This is a genomic window from Pseudomonas linyingensis (assembly GCF_900109175.1).
GTDB lineage: Bacteria > Pseudomonadota > Gammaproteobacteria > Pseudomonadales > Pseudomonadaceae > Geopseudomonas > Geopseudomonas linyingensis.
On sequence record NZ_FNZE01000001.1, the window covers coordinates 232,409 to 248,907 of the forward strand.

General features: G+C 67.4%; 18 protein-coding genes. 17 read left to right on the forward strand and 1 reads right to left on the reverse strand.

Annotated elements, in window-relative coordinates; genetic code table 11:
- Positions 1 to 111 precede the first annotated feature (111 nt).
- The 17 genes from iscR (at position 112) to der (ending at position 15,081) form a co-directional block, all read left to right on the forward strand.
- Positions 112 to 615: a Fe-S cluster assembly transcriptional regulator IscR gene (gene iscR, locus BMZ19_RS01160; protein ID WP_090305605.1), complete on the forward strand. Its 504-nt coding sequence runs from the start codon at positions 112 to 114 to the stop codon at positions 613 to 615.
- A 33-nt stretch (positions 616 to 648) separates the two neighbouring features.
- Positions 649 to 1,863, forward strand: coding sequence for an IscS subfamily cysteine desulfurase (locus BMZ19_RS01165; protein WP_090305608.1), 1,215 nt, complete (start codon positions 649 to 651; stop codon positions 1,861 to 1,863).
- A 30-nt stretch (positions 1,864 to 1,893) separates the two neighbouring features.
- Entirely contained in the window at positions 1,894 to 2,280 is a 387-nt protein-coding gene (gene iscU / locus BMZ19_RS01170; RefSeq protein WP_090305609.1) for a Fe-S cluster assembly scaffold IscU, read from the forward strand.
- A 16-nt stretch (positions 2,281 to 2,296) separates the two neighbouring features.
- Positions 2,297 to 2,620, forward strand: coding sequence for an iron-sulfur cluster assembly protein IscA (gene iscA, locus BMZ19_RS01175; RefSeq protein WP_090305612.1), 324 nt, complete (start codon positions 2,297 to 2,299; stop codon positions 2,618 to 2,620).
- Positions 2,621 to 2,628: 8 nt separating this feature from the next.
- Positions 2,629 to 3,147 carry a co-chaperone HscB gene (gene hscB / locus BMZ19_RS01180; RefSeq protein WP_090305615.1) on the forward strand — a complete coding sequence of 173 codons (519 nt, stop codon included), beginning with the start codon at positions 2,629 to 2,631 and terminating at the stop codon, positions 3,145 to 3,147.
- 42 nt (positions 3,148 to 3,189) lie between these two features.
- Positions 3,190 to 5,049 carry a Fe-S protein assembly chaperone HscA gene (hscA, locus tag BMZ19_RS01185; RefSeq protein WP_090305618.1) on the forward strand — a complete coding sequence of 620 codons (1,860 nt, stop codon included), beginning with the start codon at positions 3,190 to 3,192 and terminating at the stop codon, positions 5,047 to 5,049.
- A gap of 3 nt (positions 5,050 to 5,052) precedes the next feature.
- Positions 5,053 to 5,391, forward strand: a complete 339-nt coding sequence (gene fdx / locus BMZ19_RS01190) for an ISC system 2Fe-2S type ferredoxin (protein ID WP_090305621.1) — start codon at positions 5,053 to 5,055, stop codon at positions 5,389 to 5,391.
- A 21-nt stretch (positions 5,392 to 5,412) separates the two neighbouring features.
- Positions 5,413 to 5,613, forward strand: coding sequence for a Fe-S cluster assembly protein IscX (gene iscX / locus BMZ19_RS01195; RefSeq protein WP_090305625.1), 201 nt, complete (start codon positions 5,413 to 5,415; stop codon positions 5,611 to 5,613).
- A 153-nt stretch (positions 5,614 to 5,766) separates the two neighbouring features.
- Positions 5,767 to 6,198, forward strand: coding sequence for a nucleoside-diphosphate kinase (gene ndk / locus BMZ19_RS01200; RefSeq protein ID WP_090305627.1), 432 nt, complete (start codon positions 5,767 to 5,769; stop codon positions 6,196 to 6,198).
- 25 nt (positions 6,199 to 6,223) lie between these two features.
- Positions 6,224 to 7,372, forward strand: coding sequence for a dual-specificity RNA methyltransferase RlmN (gene rlmN, locus BMZ19_RS01205; protein WP_090306326.1), 1,149 nt, complete (start codon positions 6,224 to 6,226; stop codon positions 7,370 to 7,372).
- A 15-nt stretch (positions 7,373 to 7,387) separates the two neighbouring features.
- On the forward strand, positions 7,388 to 8,152 hold the full coding sequence (gene pilW / locus BMZ19_RS01210; protein WP_090305629.1) for a type IV pilus biogenesis/stability protein PilW: 765 nt from the start codon (positions 7,388 to 7,390) through the stop codon (positions 8,150 to 8,152).
- Positions 8,149 to 9,255, forward strand: a complete 1,107-nt coding sequence (locus BMZ19_RS01215; protein ID WP_090305632.1) for a RodZ domain-containing protein — start codon at positions 8,149 to 8,151, stop codon at positions 9,253 to 9,255. Before pilW ends, BMZ19_RS01215 begins: the two co-directional genes overlap by 4 nt.
- A gap of 1 nt (position 9,256) precedes the next feature.
- On the forward strand, positions 9,257 to 10,366 hold the full coding sequence (gene ispG / locus BMZ19_RS01220; protein WP_090305635.1) for a flavodoxin-dependent (E)-4-hydroxy-3-methylbut-2-enyl-diphosphate synthase: 1,110 nt from the start codon (positions 9,257 to 9,259) through the stop codon (positions 10,364 to 10,366).
- Positions 10,367 to 10,375: 9 nt separating this feature from the next.
- Positions 10,376 to 11,665: a histidine--tRNA ligase gene (gene hisS / locus BMZ19_RS01225; RefSeq protein WP_090305640.1), complete on the forward strand. Its 1,290-nt coding sequence runs from the start codon at positions 10,376 to 10,378 to the stop codon at positions 11,663 to 11,665.
- Positions 11,666 to 11,691: 26 nt separating this feature from the next.
- Positions 11,692 to 12,339, forward strand: a complete 648-nt coding sequence (locus BMZ19_RS01230) for a YfgM family protein (protein WP_090305644.1) — start codon at positions 11,692 to 11,694, stop codon at positions 12,337 to 12,339.
- Complete coding sequence (bamB, locus tag BMZ19_RS01235) at positions 12,336 to 13,478, forward strand: outer membrane protein assembly factor BamB (protein WP_244517075.1); 1,143 nt, start codon at positions 12,336 to 12,338, stop codon at positions 13,476 to 13,478. Before BMZ19_RS01230 ends, bamB begins: the two co-directional genes overlap by 4 nt.
- A gap of 103 nt (positions 13,479 to 13,581) precedes the next feature.
- A complete protein-coding gene (gene der, locus BMZ19_RS01240) occupies positions 13,582 to 15,081 on the forward strand; it encodes a ribosome biogenesis GTPase Der (RefSeq protein WP_090305647.1) in 1,500 nt (499 codons plus the stop codon).
- Between the two features lie 121 nt (positions 15,082 to 15,202).
- Here der and BMZ19_RS01245 read toward each other — a convergent pair whose 3' ends face one another.
- Positions 15,203 to 16,441: a TIGR03862 family flavoprotein gene (locus tag BMZ19_RS01245; RefSeq protein WP_244517076.1), complete on the reverse strand. Its 1,239-nt coding sequence runs from the start codon at positions 16,439 to 16,441 to the stop codon at positions 15,203 to 15,205.
- Positions 16,442 to 16,499 lie beyond the last annotated feature (58 nt).

Consider the following 16,499-nt stretch of genomic DNA (forward strand, 5'->3'; position numbering starts at 1 on the left):
GCCCTGTTCTGGGTGCCCTTATTCCGAGTGAAATGGTCAGGCTTAAAGTTGACTGCTTTGCTCGGAAATAGCATACTGCCGGCACTTTCCGAACCATCGTGGTGCAAGCCCATGCGACTGACCACCAAAGGCCGTTACGCCGTGACAGCCATGCTCGATCTCGCGCTGCATGCGCAGAGCGGGCCGGTGTCCCTCGCCGACATTTCCGAGCGGCAGGGCATCTCCCTGTCCTATCTCGAGCAGCTGTTCGCCAAGCTCCGTCGCCGCAGTCTGGTGACCAGCGTGCGCGGCCCCGGCGGCGGCTATCAGCTGTCGCGCGAGATGGCCAGCATCGACGTGGCCCAGGTCATCGACGCCGTCAACGAATCGGTCGACGCCACCCGTTGCCAGGGACTGGGCGGCTGCCACGAGGGCGACGTCTGCCTGACCCACCATCTGTGGTGCGGCCTCAGCGACCGGATTCACGAATTCCTCAGCGGCATCAGCCTGGCCGATCTGGTCCAGCGCCAGGATGTGCAGGACGTGGCGCAGCGGCAGGATCAGCGCCGCCAGCAGCATGGCAAGGGGCTGTCGCCCAGTCTGCTTGAAAAGATCGAAGCGTCCGCCATCGACTGATGCCGCGGAAGCCAGCCTGACAGGAGAGATTTGATGAAATTGCCGATCTACCTCGATTATTCCGCGACCACACCGGTCGACCCGCGTGCGGCACAGAAGATGTGCGAGTGCCTGACCATGGACGGCAACTTCGGCAACCCGGCCTCGCGTTCGCACCTGTTCGGCTGGAAGGCCGAGGAGGCGGTGGAGAATGCCCGCCGCCAGGTGGCCGAACTGGTCAACGCCGACCCGCGCGAGATCGTCTGGACCTCCGGTGCCACCGAGTCCAACAACCTGGCGATCAAGGGTGCCGCGCACTTCTACGCCAGCAAGGGCAAGCACCTGATCACCTCGAAGATCGAGCACAAGGCGGTGCTGGATACCACCCGCCAGCTCGAGCGCGAAGGCTTCGAGGTCACCTACCTCGAGCCCGGCGAAGACGGCATCATCACCCCGGCGATGGTCGAGGCGGCGCTGCGTGACGACACCATCCTGGTCTCGATCATGCATGTGAACAACGAGATCGGCACCATCAACGACATCGCCGCCATCGGCGAGCTGACCCGTGCCCGCGGCATCCTGTTCCACGTCGACGCGGCGCAGTCCACCGGCAAGGTGGAAATCGACCTGGAAACGCTGAAGGTCGACCTGATGTCCTTCTCCGCCCACAAGACCTACGGTCCCAAGGGTATCGGCGCCCTCTACGTGCAGCGCAAGCCGCGCGTACGCATCGAGGCGCAGATGCACGGCGGCGGTCACGAGCGCGGCATGCGCTCGGGCACCCTGGCCACCCACCAGATCGTCGGCATGGGCGAGGCCTTCCGCATCGCCAAGGAAGAAATGGCCGCCGACAGCCTGCGCATCAAGGCGCTGGCCGAGCGCTTCCTGGCGCACCTGGAAGGCATGGAAGAGGTCTACCTGAACGGCAGCGCCACCGCACGCGTGCCGCACAACCTCAACCTCAGCTTCAACTACGTCGAGGGCGAGTCGCTGATCATGGCGCTCAAGGACCTCGCCGTGTCCTCCGGCTCGGCCTGCACCTCGGCTTCCCTGGAGCCGTCCTACGTGCTGCGCGCCCTGGGCCGCAACGACGAACTGGCGCACAGCTCGATCCGTTTCACCTTCGGCCGCTTCAGCACCGAGGAAGAGGTCGACTACGCCGCCGCCAAGGTGCGCGAGGCGGTGACCAAACTGCGCGAACTGTCGCCACTGTGGGACATGTTCAAAGAAGGCGTCGACCTGTCCAAGGTCGAGTGGCAGGCGCACTGACGCCCTATCGATTCAGCGAGGAATACCGTCATGGCATACAGTGACAAGGTCATCGACCACTACGAAAACCCGCGCAACGTCGGCAAGCTCGACGCCGAAGATCCCGATGTCGGCACCGGCATGGTCGGCGCGCCGGCCTGCGGCGACGTGATGCGCCTGCAGATCAAGGTCAACGACGCCGGCGTGATCGAAGACGCCAAGTTCAAGACCTACGGCTGTGGTTCGGCGATCGCCTCCAGCTCCCTCGCCACCGAGTGGATGAAGGGCAAGACCCTGGACGAGGCCGAGACCATCAAGAACACCCAGCTGGCCGAGGAACTGGCGCTGCCGCCGGTGAAGATCCACTGCTCGGTGCTCGCCGAGGACGCCATCAAGGCGGCCGTGCGCGACTACAAGCAGAAGAAAGGCTTGCTCTGAGAATCCGGGAGGCGCAATGGCCATCAGCATGACCGAAGCCGCTGCACAGCACGTGCGGCGCTCGCTGGAAGGGCGTGGCAAGGGTGAGGGTATCCGGCTGGGCGTACGCACCACCGGCTGCTCCGGACTGGCCTACGTGCTGGAGTTCGTCGACGAGCTGGCGCCCGAGGATCTGGTGTTCGAGAGCTTCGGGGTCAAGGTGATCATCGACCCGAAGAGTCTGACCTATCTGGACGGCACCGAACTGGACTTCACCCGCGAGGGGTTGAACGAAGGCTTCAAGTTCAACAACCCCAACGTGCGTGGCGAGTGCGGCTGCGGCGAAAGCTTCAACGTCTGAGGGCTGCCGTGAGCACCTGTCATTTCGCCCTGTTCGACCTGCAGCCGGCCTTCGTCCTCGACCTCGAGCAGCTCGCGGTGCGCTACCGCGAGCTGGCCCGCGAGACCCATCCGGACCGCTTCGCCGATGCCCCGGCGCGCGAGCAGCGCCAGGCGCTGGAGCGTGCCGCGCAGCTCAACGACGCCTACCAGACGCTGAAGAGCCCGAGCCGGCGCGCCCTGTACCTGCTCGGCCTGCGCGGCGACACGCTGCCGCTGGAAGCCACGGTGCAGGACCCCGAGTTCCTGCTGCGCCAGATGATGCTGCGCGAGGAGCTGGAAGAGCTGCAGGACAGTGCCGATCTGGCCGGTGTCGCCGCCTTCAAGCGGCGCCTCAAGGCGGCCCAGGCCGAGCTGGAAGGCGATTTTGCCGCCTGCTGGGACCAGCCTGGCGAGCGCGAGAGGGCCGAGCGCCTGATGCGCCGCATGCAGTTTCTCGACAAGCTGGCCTTTGAGGTGCGCGAACTGGAAGAGCGCCTCGACGATTAACCCGCGTCTCCTGCCAAGGCGGCGCCTGATAACGCGAAGATCATGGCCCTACTGCAGATTGCCGAACCGGGGCTCAGTCCCCAGCCGCACCAGCGCCGCCTGGCGGTGGGAATCGACCTCGGTACCACCAATTCCCTGGTCGCTGCCGTGCGCAGCGGCCGAACCGCGCCGCTGCCCGATGCGTCGGGGCGGGTCATCCTGCCTTCGGCGGTCCGCTACCTGGCCGATGACATCGAGGTGGGGCATGCGGCCGTCGCCGCCGCCGCCAGCGATCCCTTCAACAGCATCATCTCGGTCAAGCGGCTGATGGGTCGCGGCCTGGCCGACGTCAAACAGCTCGGCCAGCAACTGCCGTACCGCTTCGTCGGTGGCGACTCGCAGATGCCGTTCATCGACACCGTGCAGGGGGCGAAGAGCCCGGTGGAAGTCTCCGCCGACATCCTGCGCGTGCTGCGCCAGCGTGCCGAAGCCACCCTGGGTGGCGAACTGGTCGGCGCGGTGATCACCGTGCCGGCCTACTTCGACGACGCCCAGCGCCAGGCCACCAAGGACGCCGCGCGTCTGGCCGGCCTCAACGTGCTGCGCCTGCTCAACGAACCGACCGCCGCGGCGGTGGCCTACGGTCTGGACAAGGGCGCCGAGGGCGTCATCGCCGTCTACGACCTGGGTGGCGGTACCTTCGACATTTCCATCCTGCGCCTGTCGCGCGGGGTGTTCGAGGTGATGGCCACCGGTGGTGACAGCGCCCTCGGTGGCGACGACTTCGACCATGCCATCGCCGGCTGGATCATCGCCCAGGCCGGGTTGTCCGCCGATCTCGATCCGGGCACCCAGCGCCGCCTGCTGCAGAGCGCCTGCGCCGCCAAGGAAGCGCTGAGCAACGCCGAGAGCGTGACCGTCAGCCATGGCGAGTGGTCCGGCGAGCTGACTCGCGCACAGTTCGACGCCCTGATCGAGCCGATGATCGCCCGCAGCCTCAAGTCCTGCCGCCGCGCCGTGCGCGACGCCGGCATCGAGCTGGACGAGGTCGAGGCGGTGGTCATGGTTGGCGGCTCGACCCGCGTGCCGCGCGTGCGCGCCGCGGTCGGCGAGCTGTTCGGGCGTACCCCGCTGACCAATATCGATCCCGACGAGGTGGTGGCCATCGGTGCCGCGATCCAGGCCGATACCCTGGCCGGCAACAAGCAGGGCGAGGAGCTGCTGCTGCTCGACGTGATTCCGCTGTCCCTGGGACTGGAGACCATGGGCGGCCTGATGGAGAAGGTCATCGCCCGCAACACCACCATTCCGGTGGCGCGCGGCCAGGACTTCACCACCTACAAGGATGGCCAGACGGCCATGATGATCCATGTGCTGCAGGGCGAGCGCGAGCTGGTCAGCGACTGCCGTTCGCTGGCGCGCTTCGAGCTGCGCGGCATTCCGCCGATGGTCGCCGGTGCGGCGAAGATCCGCGTGACCTTCCAGGTCGACGCCGACGGTCTGCTCAACGTCGCCGCCCGCGAGCTGGGCTCGGGCGTCGAGGCGAGCATCCAGGTCAAGCCGTCCTACGGCCTGAGCGACGAGGAGATCGCGCGCATGCTGCAGGACTCCTTCGCCCATGCCGGCGACGACAAGTACGCCCGTGCCCTGCGCGAGCAACAGGTCGAGGCCGAGCGCCTGCTCGAGGCCGTGCAGGCCGCGCTGGCCGTCGACGGCGAGCGCCTGCTCGACGCCGACGAGCGTATCGCCATCGACCACGAGATGCAGGAACTGCGCGAACGCGCGGCTGGCAGCGACACCGCGGCCATCGAGCAGCAGGTCCGTCGCCTCAGTCAGGTCACCGACGCCTTCGCCGCGCGCCGCATGAATGACAGCGTCAAGACCGCCCTGTCCGGGCGCCGGCTCAACGAAATCGAGGAATAATTCATGCCGCAGATCGTCTTTCTGCCCAACGCCGACCACTGCCCGGAAGGCGCGGTGGTCGAGGCTCAGGCCGGCGAAACCATCATCGAGGCCGCGCTGCGCAACGGCATCGAGATCGAGCATGCCTGCGAGATGTCCTGCGCCTGCACCACCTGCCACGTGATCGTGCGCGAGGGCTTCAACTCCCTCGAGCCGTCCGACGAGCTGGAGGACGACATGCTCGACAAGGCCTGGGGTCTGGAGCCGGAGTCGCGGCTGTCCTGCCAGGCCAAGGTGGCCGACAAGGATCTGGTCGTGGAGATCCCGCGCTACACCATCAACCAGGTGTCGGAACGTCACTGACCTGCCGCCGGGAGAGCGAACATGAGCCTGCAATGGACCGATGTGCTGGAGATCGCCATCCAGCTCGCCGAGAGCAAGCCGGACGTCGATCCGCGCTACGTCAATTTCGTCGACCTGCACAACTGGGTGGTCGGCCTGCCGGAGTTTGCTGACGATCCCCAGCGCGGCGGCGAGAAGGTGCTCGAAGCCATCCAGCTGGCCTGGATGGAAGAGGCCGACTGAGCGCCCGCACCGTCCGGCGCGCCGGTACGCATTTCACCCGAACCCGCGTATAATCCGCGGGTTTTATCTATCGGACTTCCTGCGCGCTGCCTCGCCTGCCGATGGCGGCGCGCTCCGGTTTAACCGTCAACCCTGCCTTTTCGGAGTTATTCCATGGCCCTGCAACGCACCTTCTCCATCATCAAGCCCGACGCCGTTGCCAAGAACGTGATCGGCGAAATCACCACCCGTTTCGAGAAGGCCGGCCTGCGCGTCGTCGCTTCCAAGATGGTTCAGCTGTCCGAGCGCGAAGCTGCCGGCTTCTACGCCGAGCACAGCGAGCGTGGCTTCTTCAAGGACCTGGTTGCCTTCATGACCTCGGGCCCTGTCATCGTTCAGGTGCTGGAAGGTGAAGACGCCGTTCTGAAGAACCGCGAGCTGATGGGCGCCACCAACCCGAAGGAAGCTGCTGCCGGCACCATCCGCGCCGATTTCGCCGTTTCCATCGACGAGAACGCCGTGCACGGTTCCGACTCCGAGGCTTCCGCTGCCCGCGAAATCGCCTACTTCTTTGCCGCCACCGAAGTGTGCGCGCGCATCCGCTGATCAACGGATGAGCGAGGGTGAATCCATGACTGCAAACACCGGCAAGGTGAACCTGCTGGGCCTGACCCAGCCGCAACTGGAACAGTTCTTCGAGTCGATCGGCGAGAAGCGCTTCCGTGCCGGACAGGTGATGAAATGGATTCACCACTTTGGCGTGGATGACTTCGACGCCATGAGCAATATCGGCAAGGCCTTGCGCGAAAAGCTCAAGGCCTGCGCCGAGATTCGCGGTCCCGAGATCGTCAGCGAGGACATTTCCAGCGACGGCACCCGCAAGTGGGTGGTGCGCGTGAATTCCGGCAGCTGCGTCGAGACCGTGTACATCCCGCAGGGCAGCCGCGGCACCTTGTGCGTATCCTCGCAGGCCGGCTGTGCGCTGGACTGCAGCTTCTGCTCCACCGGCAAGCAGGGCTTCAACAGCGACCTGACCGCCGCCGAGATCATCGGCCAGGTGTGGATCGCCAACAAATCCTTCGGCACCGTCCCGGCCAAGATCGACCGCGCCATCACCAACGTGGTGATGATGGGCATGGGTGAGCCGCTGCTGAATTTCGACAACGTGGTCGCCGCCATGAACCTCATGATGGACGACCTCGGCTACGGCATCTCCAAGCGCAAGGTGACCCTGTCCACCTCCGGCGTGGCGCCGATGATCGACGAGCTGGCCAAGGTGATCGACGTGTCACTGGCGCTGTCGCTGCACGCGCCCAACGACGAGCTGCGCAACCAGCTGGTGCCGATCAACAAGAAGTATCCGCTGGCCGTGGTGCTGGACGCCTGCCGGCGTTACGTCGCCGGGCTGGGCGAGAAGCGCGTGCTCACCGTCGAGTACACCCTGCTCAAGGATGTCAACGATCAGCCCGAGCACGCTGCGCAGATGATCGCATTGCTCAAGGATTTTCCTTGCAAGATCAACCTGATTCCGTTTAATCCGTTCCCCCACTCCGGTTACGAACGGCCGAGCAACAATGCCATTCGCCGCTTCCAGGACCTGTTGCATCAGGCCGGGCACAATGTCACCACGCGCACCACGCGCGGCGAGGATATCGATGCCGCCTGCGGCCAGCTGGTCGGCCAGGTGATGGACCGCACGCGCCGCAGCGAGCGCTACATTGCCGTGCGCCAGCTGGACAGCGAAGGCGAGCAGCCCCGTTCTGCCGGACCCCGAACCTGACGACGGAGTGTGTACATGTTGTTGCGAACCACGATGTTCCTGCTGCTGGGCGGCTTGCTGAGCGCCTGCGTATCGACGGGGCATCAGGATCCGATGAAGACTTCGGAAGGGCGTGATGGCGCCCGCGACGCCTATATCCAGCTGGGTATCGGCTACCTGCAGAAGGGCAGTACCGAGCAGGCCAAGGTGCCGCTGAAGAAGGCCCTGGAGCTGGATGGGTCGAACGCCGACGCCCACGCCGCGCTGGCCCTGGTGTTCCAGACTGAGAAGGAACCCAAGCTGGCCGACGAGCACTACCGCAAGGCGCTGTCGGCGCGCAGCGACGCGCGCATCCTTAACAATTACGGCAGTTTCCTGTTCGAGCAGCAGCGCTACGCCGAGGCCTACGCACGCTTCCAGCAGGCCGCCGAGGACAACCTGTATCCGGAGCGCTCGCGGGTCTACGAGAACCTCGGCCTGACCTCGCTCCGACTGCAGCAGCGCCCGCAGGCGCAGGAGCATTTCGACAAGTCGCTGCGCCTCAATCGCAATCAGCCGCGGGTGCTGCTGGAGATGGCTCAGCTGTCCTGGGAAGACCGCCAGTACGTGCCGTCGCGTGGCTACTACGAGCGCTTCCTGACCGTCGGCAAGGGCGCCCAGGACGCCCGCAGTCTGCTGCTCGGCATCCGCCTGGCCAAGGTCTTCGAGGACCACGACCGGGCTTCCAACTACGCCATGCAGCTGCGCCGTCTGTATCCGGGCACGCCTGAATATCAGCAATACCTCGCGGAGCAGAAATGACCATGTCGCACACCGAAGCAGCCGCAGCGCAGCCGCGGAACAACCCCGGCGAAACCCTGCGTCTGGCCCGCGAGGAGAAGGGCTGGCAAGTGGCCGAGGTGGCCAGCCAGCTCAACCTGGCGGCCCACTCGCTGGTCCAGCTGGAGGCCGGGCAGTTCGAGCGTCTGCCCGGGCACACCTTCGCCCGTGGCTATGTGCGCGCCTACGCCAAGCTGCTGGGCCTCGATCAAGCCGCGCTGGTCGCCCAGTACGATCACTTCACCGGTACCGACGCCAGCGGCAGCACCGTGCACAGCCTCGGCCATGTCCCGGAGCCGCTGCGCCTGTCGCGTACCGTGCTGCGTCTGGCCAGTGCCGTGCTGCTGATCCTGCTGCTCGCGCTGGCCTGGTTCTGGTGGCAGGAGCGTCCCGAGCGCCTGGCCGATCTGGGCGCCTTTGGCCTCAAGCACATCGAAGTGGAAAGCGCCGACGGCACCACCGAGATCCATCCGCTGGATGAGCCGGAAGACCAGGCGGTGGCCGAGGCGCTGCAGCCCGACCAGCAGGCTCCGCTGGAAATCGCGCCGAGCGTGACGGGCCAGCCGCAAGATGCGGCCAGCAGCGTGGTGGCGGATCCCGCCGCGGCGCCGGTACCTGCCCTGATCGCCGCGCAAGGTGCTGCCCCGGCTGTGCCGCCGGTGCCGTCCGTCACAGCGACGCCAAGCCCGTTGCTCGGCGCGCCGGCGGCGCCTGAACCTGCTGTGCCTGCGGTCCCGGCTGCAGCTGCGCTCCCGGCTCCTGTCGCCGAGGCTGCTCCGACTCCGACTCCGACTCCGACTCCGACTCCGACTCCGGCCGCGGAGCCGGTGAGCGTCGCCGCGGGCGAGGGCCTGGTGCAGGTCGCTTTCAGCGCCGACTGCTGGATCCAGGTCACCGACGCCAATGGCCGGGTGCTGGTCAGCGTGGTCAAGCGCCAGGGCGAAACCCTGCAGGTGGCCGGCAAGGCGCCGCTGGAAGTGCGCCTGGGCTTTGCCCGCGGCGCGCAGCTGAGCTACAACGGCGCGCCGGTCAACCTGCGCAACGTCACCTCGGGCGGTACCGCCCGCGTCACCCTGGGACAGTAAGATGCATTGCGAATCCCCGATCAAACGCCGCAAGACGCGGCAGATCTTCGTCGGCAAGGTGGCGGTGGGTGGCGATGCGCCGATCTCGGTGCAGAGCATGACCAACACCGACACCTGCGACGTTGACGCCACCGTGGCGCAGATCCGTCGCCTGGAAGGCGCCGGCGCCGACATCGTGCGCGTCTCGGTGCCGGACATGGACGCCGCCGAGGCGTTCGGCCGCATCAAGCAGCAGGTGCAGGTGCCGCTGGTCGCCGACATCCACTTCGACTACCGGATCGCCCTGCGCGTCGCCGAACTGGGCGTCGACTGCCTGCGCATCAACCCCGGCAACATCGGCCGCGAAGACCGCGTGCGTGCGGTGGTCGATGCCGCCCGCGACAAGGGCATCCCGATCCGCATCGGCGTCAACGCAGGCTCCTTGGAGAAGGACCTGCAGAAAAAGTACGGCGAGCCGACGCCGGAGGCGCTGGTCGAATCCGCCCTGCGCCACGTCGAGCATCTCGACCGCCTGGACTTCCAGAACTTCAAGGTCAGCGTCAAGGCCAGCGACGTGTTCATGGCCGTCGGTGCCTACCGCCTGCTCGCCGCGCAGATCGAGCAGCCGCTGCACCTGGGCATCACCGAGGCCGGCGGCCTGCGTTCGGGCACCGTCAAGTCGGCGGTGGGTCTGGGCATGCTGCTCGCCGAGGGTATCGGCGACACCATCCGCGTGTCGCTGGCCGCCGATCCGGTCGAGGAGATCAAGGTCGGCTTCGACATCCTCAAGTCGCTGCGCCTGCGTTCGCGCGGCATCAACTTCATCGCCTGCCCGAGCTGCTCGCGGCAGAACTTCGATGTGGTCAAGACCATGAACGAGCTGGAGCAGCGCGTCGAGGATCTGCTGGTGCCGCTCGACGTGGCGGTGATCGGCTGCGTGGTCAACGGCCCGGGCGAAGCCAAGGAGGCCCACGTCGGCCTCACCGGCGGTACGCCCAACCTGGTCTACATCGACGGCAAGCCGGTACACAAGCTGGACAACGACAACCTGGTGGACGAGCTGGAGAAGCTGATCCGCCGCAAGGCGGCCGAGAAGCTCGCCGCCGACGCCAGCCTGATCGTCCGCAGTTAAGGAATTCGCGTGAGCAAGAACATCCAGGCCATCCGTGGCATGAACGACATCCTGCCGGAGCAGACCCCGCTCTGGCGCTACCTCGAGAACAGCGTGGCCGGCCTGCTGGACGGCTACGGCTACCGGCAGATCCGCATGCCGATCGTCGAGTCCACCGACCTGTTCAAGCGCTCGATCGGCGAGGTCACCGACATCGTCGAGAAGGAGATGTACACCTTCGACGACCGCAACGGCGACTCGCTGACCCTGCGCCCGGAAGGCACCGCCTCCTGCGTGCGCGCGGTGCAGGAGCACGGCCTGATCGGCGGCGGCCAGCCACAGAAGCTGTGGTACATCGGCCCGATGTTCCGCCACGAGCGCCCGCAGAAGGGCCGCTACCGCCAGTTCCACCAGATCGGCGTGGAGCTGTTCAACTTCGACGGCCCGGACGTCGACGCCGAGCTGATCGTGCTGACCTGGCGCCTGTGGGGCCTGCTCGGCATCCGCGAGGCGGTGCAGCTGGAACTCAACAGCCTGGGCAGCAGCGACGACCGCGCGCGCTACCGCGAGGCGCTGGTCGAGTACCTCTCCGCGCGCTTCGAGCAGCTCGACGAGGACAGCCAGCGTCGCCTGTCCAGCAACCCGCTGCGCATCCTCGACAGCAAGAACCCCGACACCCAGGCCCTGCTGGTCGACGCGCCGAAACTGGCCGACTACCTGGGCGAGGAGTCGCGCGTGCATTTCGAGGGCCTCAAGGCCCGTCTGGACGCCGCCGGCATCCCCTACGTGCTCAACCCCAAGCTGGTGCGCGGCCTCGACTACTACGGCAAGACCGTGTTCGAGTGGGTCACCGACCAGCTCGGCTCGCAGGGCACCGTGTGCGCCGGCGGCCGCTACGATGGCCTGGTCGAGCAGCTGGGCGGCAAGCCGACCCCGGCGGTCGGTTTCGCCATGGGTATCGAGCGTCTGGTGCTGCTGATCGAGACCCTCGACAAGGTGCCGGCCGAACTGGCCCGCCAGGTCGACGTCTATGTCGCCGCCTTCGGCGAAGCCGCCGAACTGGCCGCGCTTCAGCTCTCCGAACAGCTGCGCGACGCGGTGCCGGGCCTGCGCCTGGCGGTCAACGCCGGTGCCGGCAGCTTCAAGAGCCAGCTGAAGAAGGCCGACAAGAGCGGCGCGCTGTTCGCCCTGATCCTCGGCGAGGACGAGCTGGCGCAACAGGTGGTCGCGCTCAAACCCCTGCGTGGCGAAGGCCAGCAGCAAACCATTGCCTGGGATGTGCTGGCAGCACATCTCGCGGCTTGCCTGGCGCAAGCCTGAACCTGACCAATTAAGGGAGTGACCGGGTGACCTCGCGTACCGAAGAAGAAGAACTGGCGGCGATCAAGGACTGGTGGCAGCGCAACGGCAAGCCCCTGCTCACCGGCGGCGTGCTGGCGTTGGCTGGCGTGCTCGGCTGGCAGGCCTGGCAGAAGCATGAGAGCAATCAGGCCTACGCCGCCTCGGCGGTCTACCAGCAGCTGGTCGAAGTCACCCTCAACAGCCCTGGCGAGGTCGATGCCGGCAAGGTCAGCGAGCTGACCGGCAAGCTGAACAAGGACTTCACCGGCAGCCACTACGCCCAGTACGCCAGCCTGCTGCTGGCGCGCGTGGCGGTGGACAGCGGGCGCCTCGACGAAGCGGCCAGCGAGCTGCGCAAGGTGCTCGACAAGCCGGTCGACGCGACCATGGGCGAAGTGGCTCGCCAGCGTCTGGCCCGCGTGCTGGCCGCCCAGGACAAGGCCGAGGAAGCCCTGGCCCTGCTGGCCGGTGACGCCGCGCCGGCCTTCGTCGCCGGTCGCGAGGAGCTGCGTGGCGACCTGCTGGTCAAGCTCGGCCGCAGTGGCGAGGCGCGCACGGCCTACGAGAAGGCGCGCGCGGCATTGCCGCAGGAAGCGGGCCTCGGCACGCTGCAGATCAAACTGGATGACCTGGCCGACGGAGAAGCCCAATGATGCGCTGGACTCATGCGGTAATGCTGGCGGCCGCGGTGCTCGCCGTCGGCTGCAGCAGCAATGGCAAGAAGGAACTGCCCCCGGCCGAGCTGGAGAAATTCAGCGAGGAAGTCGAACTGGACAAGCAGTGGAGCCGCTCCATCGGTGAAGGCCAGGGCGAGACCTGGAACCAGCTGGAGCTGGCCTCGGAAGGCGACAGCCTGTTCGCCGCCGACATCGAAGGCCTGGTCGTGGCGATGAACCGCGAAACCGGCAAGGTGCTCTGGGAGCAGGAGCTGGACAAGCCGGTTTCCGGCGGCGTCGGCGCCGGCTACGGCCAGGTGCTGGTCGGCACCCTCAAGGGCGAAGTAATCGCCCTCGACAGCGCCAGCGGCGACGTGCAGTGGCGCGCCCGGGTCGGCAGCGAAGTGTTGGCCGCCCCGGTGAGCAACGGCGACGTGGTGGTGGTGCAGACCCAGGACGACCGTCTGGTCGGCCTCGACGCGGCCAACGGCAACCAGCGCTGGAGCTACGAAAGCACCCCGGCGGTGCTGACCCTGCGCGGCACCGGTGCGCCGGTGGTGACCAACCGCCTGGCGGTGGCCGGCCTGTCCAGCGGCAAGGTGATCGCCGTCGACGTGCAGCGCGGCATCCCGGTATGGGAGCAGCGCGTGGCCATGCCGCAGGGCCGTTCCGAGCTTGAGCGCATGGTCGACATCGACGGTGGCCTGCTGCTCTCCGGCGGCACCCTGTACGTGGTGACCTACCAGGGCCAACTGGCCGCACTGGATCTGGAAAGCGGCCGTCCGCTGTGGCAGCGCCAGGCGTCCAGCTACGTCGGTGTGGCCACCGGTTTCGGCAACGTCTACCTCAGCCAGGCCAGCGGCAGCGTCGAAGGCATCGACGAGCGCTCGACTTCGGCACTGTGGAGCAACGACGCCCTGGCCCGTCGCCAGCTGACCAGCCCGGCGGTGTTCTCCAGCAACGTCGCGGTGGGTGACCTGGAAGGCTACCTGCACCTGCTGAGCCAGGTGGACGGGCGCTTCGTCGGCCGCGTCCGCGTCGACAGCGACGGCCTGCGCGCCCGCCCGCTGGTGGTCGGCGACTGGCTGTACGCCTACGGCAACAGCGGCAAGCTGGTGGCCTACACCCTGCGCTGATTGCCCGCCCCGCCCCGCGGGGCGTGGCTCATGCTCATATCGCGGCCGCTGCATCTACACTGCAGCGGCCGTTGTGTTTTTCCGAATTACCGTGGAGAGCCGCATGGTTCCCGTTATCGCTCTGGTAGGACGGCCGAACGTCGGCAAGTCCACCCTGTTCAACCGCTTGACCCGCAGCCGCGACGCCATCGTCGCCGACTATTCCGGCCTGACCCGCGACCGCAAGTACGGCGAGGCGAAATGGCAGGGGCGCACCTACATCGTCATCGACACCGGGGGCATCTCCGGTGACGAGGAAGGCATCGACGCCAAGATGGCCGAGCAGTCCCTGCAGGCCATCGAGGAAGCCGATGCCGTGCTGTTTATGGTCGACTCGCGCGCCGGCATGACCGCCGCCGACCAGATGATTGCCGAGCACCTGCGCAAGAAGAACAAGTGCACCTTCCTGGTGGCCAACAAGGTCGATACCGTCGACCCGGACATCGCCCGCGCCGAATTCAGCCCGCTGGCCATCGGCGACGCCTGGCCGATCGCCGCCGCCCACGGCCGCGGCATCACCGCGCTGCTGCAGGCCGCGCTGGGCGCGTTCCCCAAGGACGAGGGCGAGGAAGAGCTGTTCCCCGAGGGCGAAGCCGCCGAAGGCGAGGGTGCCGAGGGCGCCGCCGCGGCCGCGCCGCAGAAGCGCCTCCCCGGTCCGGACGAACGCACCGGGATCAAGATCGCCATCATCGGCCGTCCCAACGTCGGCAAGTCGACGCTGGTCAACCGCATGCTCGGCGAAGAGCGGGTCATCGTCTACGATCAGGCCGGCACCACCCGCGACAGCATCTACATCCCCTTCGAGCGCGACGACGCCAAGTACACCCTGATCGACACCGCCGGCGTGCGCCGCCGCGGCAAGATCTTCGAGGCGGTGGAAAAGTTCTCGGTGGTCAAGACCCTGCAGGCGATCCAGGACGCCAACGTGGTGGTCTTCGTCATGGACGCCCGCGAAGGCGTGGTCGACCACGACCTCAACCTGCTCGGCTTCGTGCTGGAGACCGGCCGCGCGCTGGTGATCGCGCTGAACAAGTGGGACGGCATGGACAGCCACGAGCGCGATCGGGTCAAGACCGAGCTGGAGCGCCGCCTGCAGTTCGTCGACTTCGCCGACATCCACTTCATCTCCGCCCTGCACGGCACCGGCGTCGGCAACCTGTACAAGTCGGTGCAGGAGTCGTTCCGTTCGGCGGTGACCCGCTGGCCGACCAGCTACCTGACCCAGGTCCTCGAGGACGCAGTCAGCGTGCACCAGCCGCCGCTGGTCAACGGTCGGCGCATCAAGCTGCGCTACGCCCACCTCGGTGGCGCCAACCCGCCGCTGATCGTGATCCACGGCAACCAGGTGGACGCGGTGCCGCGCGCCTACTCGCGCTACCTGGAGAACACCTACCGCCGGGTGCTCAAGCTGGTCGGCACGCCGATCCGCATCGAGTTCAAGGGCGGCGAGAACCCCTTCGAGGGCAAGAAGAACGAGCTCAGCACCCGCCAGGTGAACAAGAAGCGCCGCCTGATGAGCCACCACAAGAAGGCCGAAAAGAAGAAGAAGGACAAGCGCCGCTAAGGTTCTGTCCTGATATGCAAAACGCCGCTGGCCCGAGAGGGCAGCGGCGTTTTGCATGAAGCGCTGACGTGGACTGATGGTTCCCTCGCGCCCGTGCGGGAGGGATCCCGATGTGCTCCGCTCAGCGCCGCGCCAACCAGCGCAGCGCGCCCAACCCGGCCGCCCGCCCGCTGGCGAAGCAGGCGGTGAGCAGGTAGCCGCCGGTCGGCGCCTCCCAGTCGAGCATCTCGCCGGCGCAGAACACCCCCGGCAGCTGGCGCAGCATCAGCTGCGCGTCCAGCGCGTCGAACGGCACGCCGCCGGCGCTGCTGATCGCCTCGTCCAGCGGGCGGGCGCGCATTAGCGTCAATGGCAGCGCCTTGATCGCCGCCGCCAGTCGGTCCATGTCCTTGAAGGTGTCGGCGTCGGTCAGCTCGCGCAGCAGCCCGGCGCGCACGCCGTCGATGCCCAGCTGGCTGGCCAGGTGCTTGGCCAGCGAACGCGAGCCGCGCGGCTTGCTGAGCGCCGTGGCGACCTGCTCGCGGCTGCGCTGGGGCAGCAGATCGAGGTGGATCACCGCATGGCCGTTCCGGTTGATCTGCTCGCGGATCGGCGCCGACAGCGCGTAGATCAAGCTGCCTTCCACGCCCTTGGCCGTCACCACGAACTCACCCTGACGCGGCGCCTCGCCGTCCACGCGAACCGCCACCGGCTTGACCGGTGCGCCGGCGAACTTGTCGGTAAGGATTGCGCTCCAGCCCGCCACCTCGAAGCCGCAGTTGCTCGGCTGCAGCGGCGCCACGGCGACGCCGCGCTGCTCCAGCAGCGCCGTCCAGGCACCGTCCGAACCCAGGCGCGCCCAGCTGCCGCCGCCGAGGGCCAGCACCACGGCATCGGCGGCGACCGTGCGCTCGCCGTCCGCCGTGGCGAAACGCAGCTCGCCGGACTCGCTCCAGCCCAGCCAGCGCGAACGGGTATGCAGCGCAACGCCACTCTCGCGCAGCCGCCGCAGCCAGGCGCGCAGCAGCGGCGCGGCCTTCATGTCGCTGGGGAACACCCGCCCGGAGCTGCCGACGAAGGTGTCGATGCCCAGAGCATGGATCCAGGCGCGCAGGGCGTCGGCATCGAAGTCCGCGAGCAGGCGGCCGATCTCGCCGGCGCGGCTGGCGTAGCGCTGGATGAAGGCCTCCTTGGCCTCGGCATGGGTGATGTTCATGCCGCCGACCCCGGCGAGCAGGAACTTGCGGCCCAGCGAGGGCATGGCGTCGAACAGCTCCACCTGCGCGCCGCCGGCGGCGAGCACTTCGGCGGCCATCAGGCCGGCCGGGCCGCCGCCGATGACGACGACGCGGGGGGAAGCGGGAAGCAGGGAGCTGGACATGGCGGGCGATAGACTGGAAAACAGGAGCGGCATTCTAGCAGCTGCCTGTCCTGCGCTG

Excerpts from the sequence above, each read along its gene's own strand:
- iscR (WP_090305605.1), top strand. The coding sequence starts at position 112 with ATGCGACTGACCACCAAAGGCCGTTACGCCGTGACAGCCATGCTCGAT.
- BMZ19_RS01165 (WP_090305608.1), top strand. The coding sequence starts at position 649 with ATGAAATTGCCGATCTACCTCGATTATTCCGCGACCACACCGGTCGAC.
- iscU (WP_090305609.1), top strand. The coding sequence starts at position 1,894 with ATGGCATACAGTGACAAGGTCATCGACCACTACGAAAACCCGCGCAAC.
- iscA (WP_090305612.1), top strand. The coding sequence starts at position 2,297 with ATGGCCATCAGCATGACCGAAGCCGCTGCACAGCACGTGCGGCGCTCG.
- hscA (WP_090305618.1), top strand. The coding sequence starts at position 3,190 with ATGGCCCTACTGCAGATTGCCGAACCGGGGCTCAGTCCCCAGCCGCAC.
- fdx (WP_090305621.1), top strand. The coding sequence starts at position 5,053 with ATGCCGCAGATCGTCTTTCTGCCCAACGCCGACCACTGCCCGGAAGGC.
- iscX (WP_090305625.1), top strand. The coding sequence starts at position 5,413 with ATGAGCCTGCAATGGACCGATGTGCTGGAGATCGCCATCCAGCTCGCC.
- ndk (WP_090305627.1), top strand. The coding sequence starts at position 5,767 with ATGGCCCTGCAACGCACCTTCTCCATCATCAAGCCCGACGCCGTTGCC.
- rlmN (WP_090306326.1), top strand. The coding sequence starts at position 6,224 with ATGACTGCAAACACCGGCAAGGTGAACCTGCTGGGCCTGACCCAGCCG.
- pilW (WP_090305629.1), top strand. The coding sequence starts at position 7,388 with ATGTTGTTGCGAACCACGATGTTCCTGCTGCTGGGCGGCTTGCTGAGC.
- BMZ19_RS01215 (WP_090305632.1), top strand. The coding sequence starts at position 8,149 with ATGACCATGTCGCACACCGAAGCAGCCGCAGCGCAGCCGCGGAACAAC.
- ispG (WP_090305635.1), top strand. The coding sequence starts at position 9,257 with ATGCATTGCGAATCCCCGATCAAACGCCGCAAGACGCGGCAGATCTTC.
- bamB (WP_244517075.1), top strand. The coding sequence starts at position 12,336 with ATGATGCGCTGGACTCATGCGGTAATGCTGGCGGCCGCGGTGCTCGCC.
- der (WP_090305647.1), top strand. The coding sequence starts at position 13,582 with ATGGTTCCCGTTATCGCTCTGGTAGGACGGCCGAACGTCGGCAAGTCC.
- BMZ19_RS01245 (WP_244517076.1), bottom strand. The coding sequence starts at position 16,441 with ATGTCCAGCTCCCTGCTTCCCGCTTCCCCCCGCGTCGTCGTCATCGGC.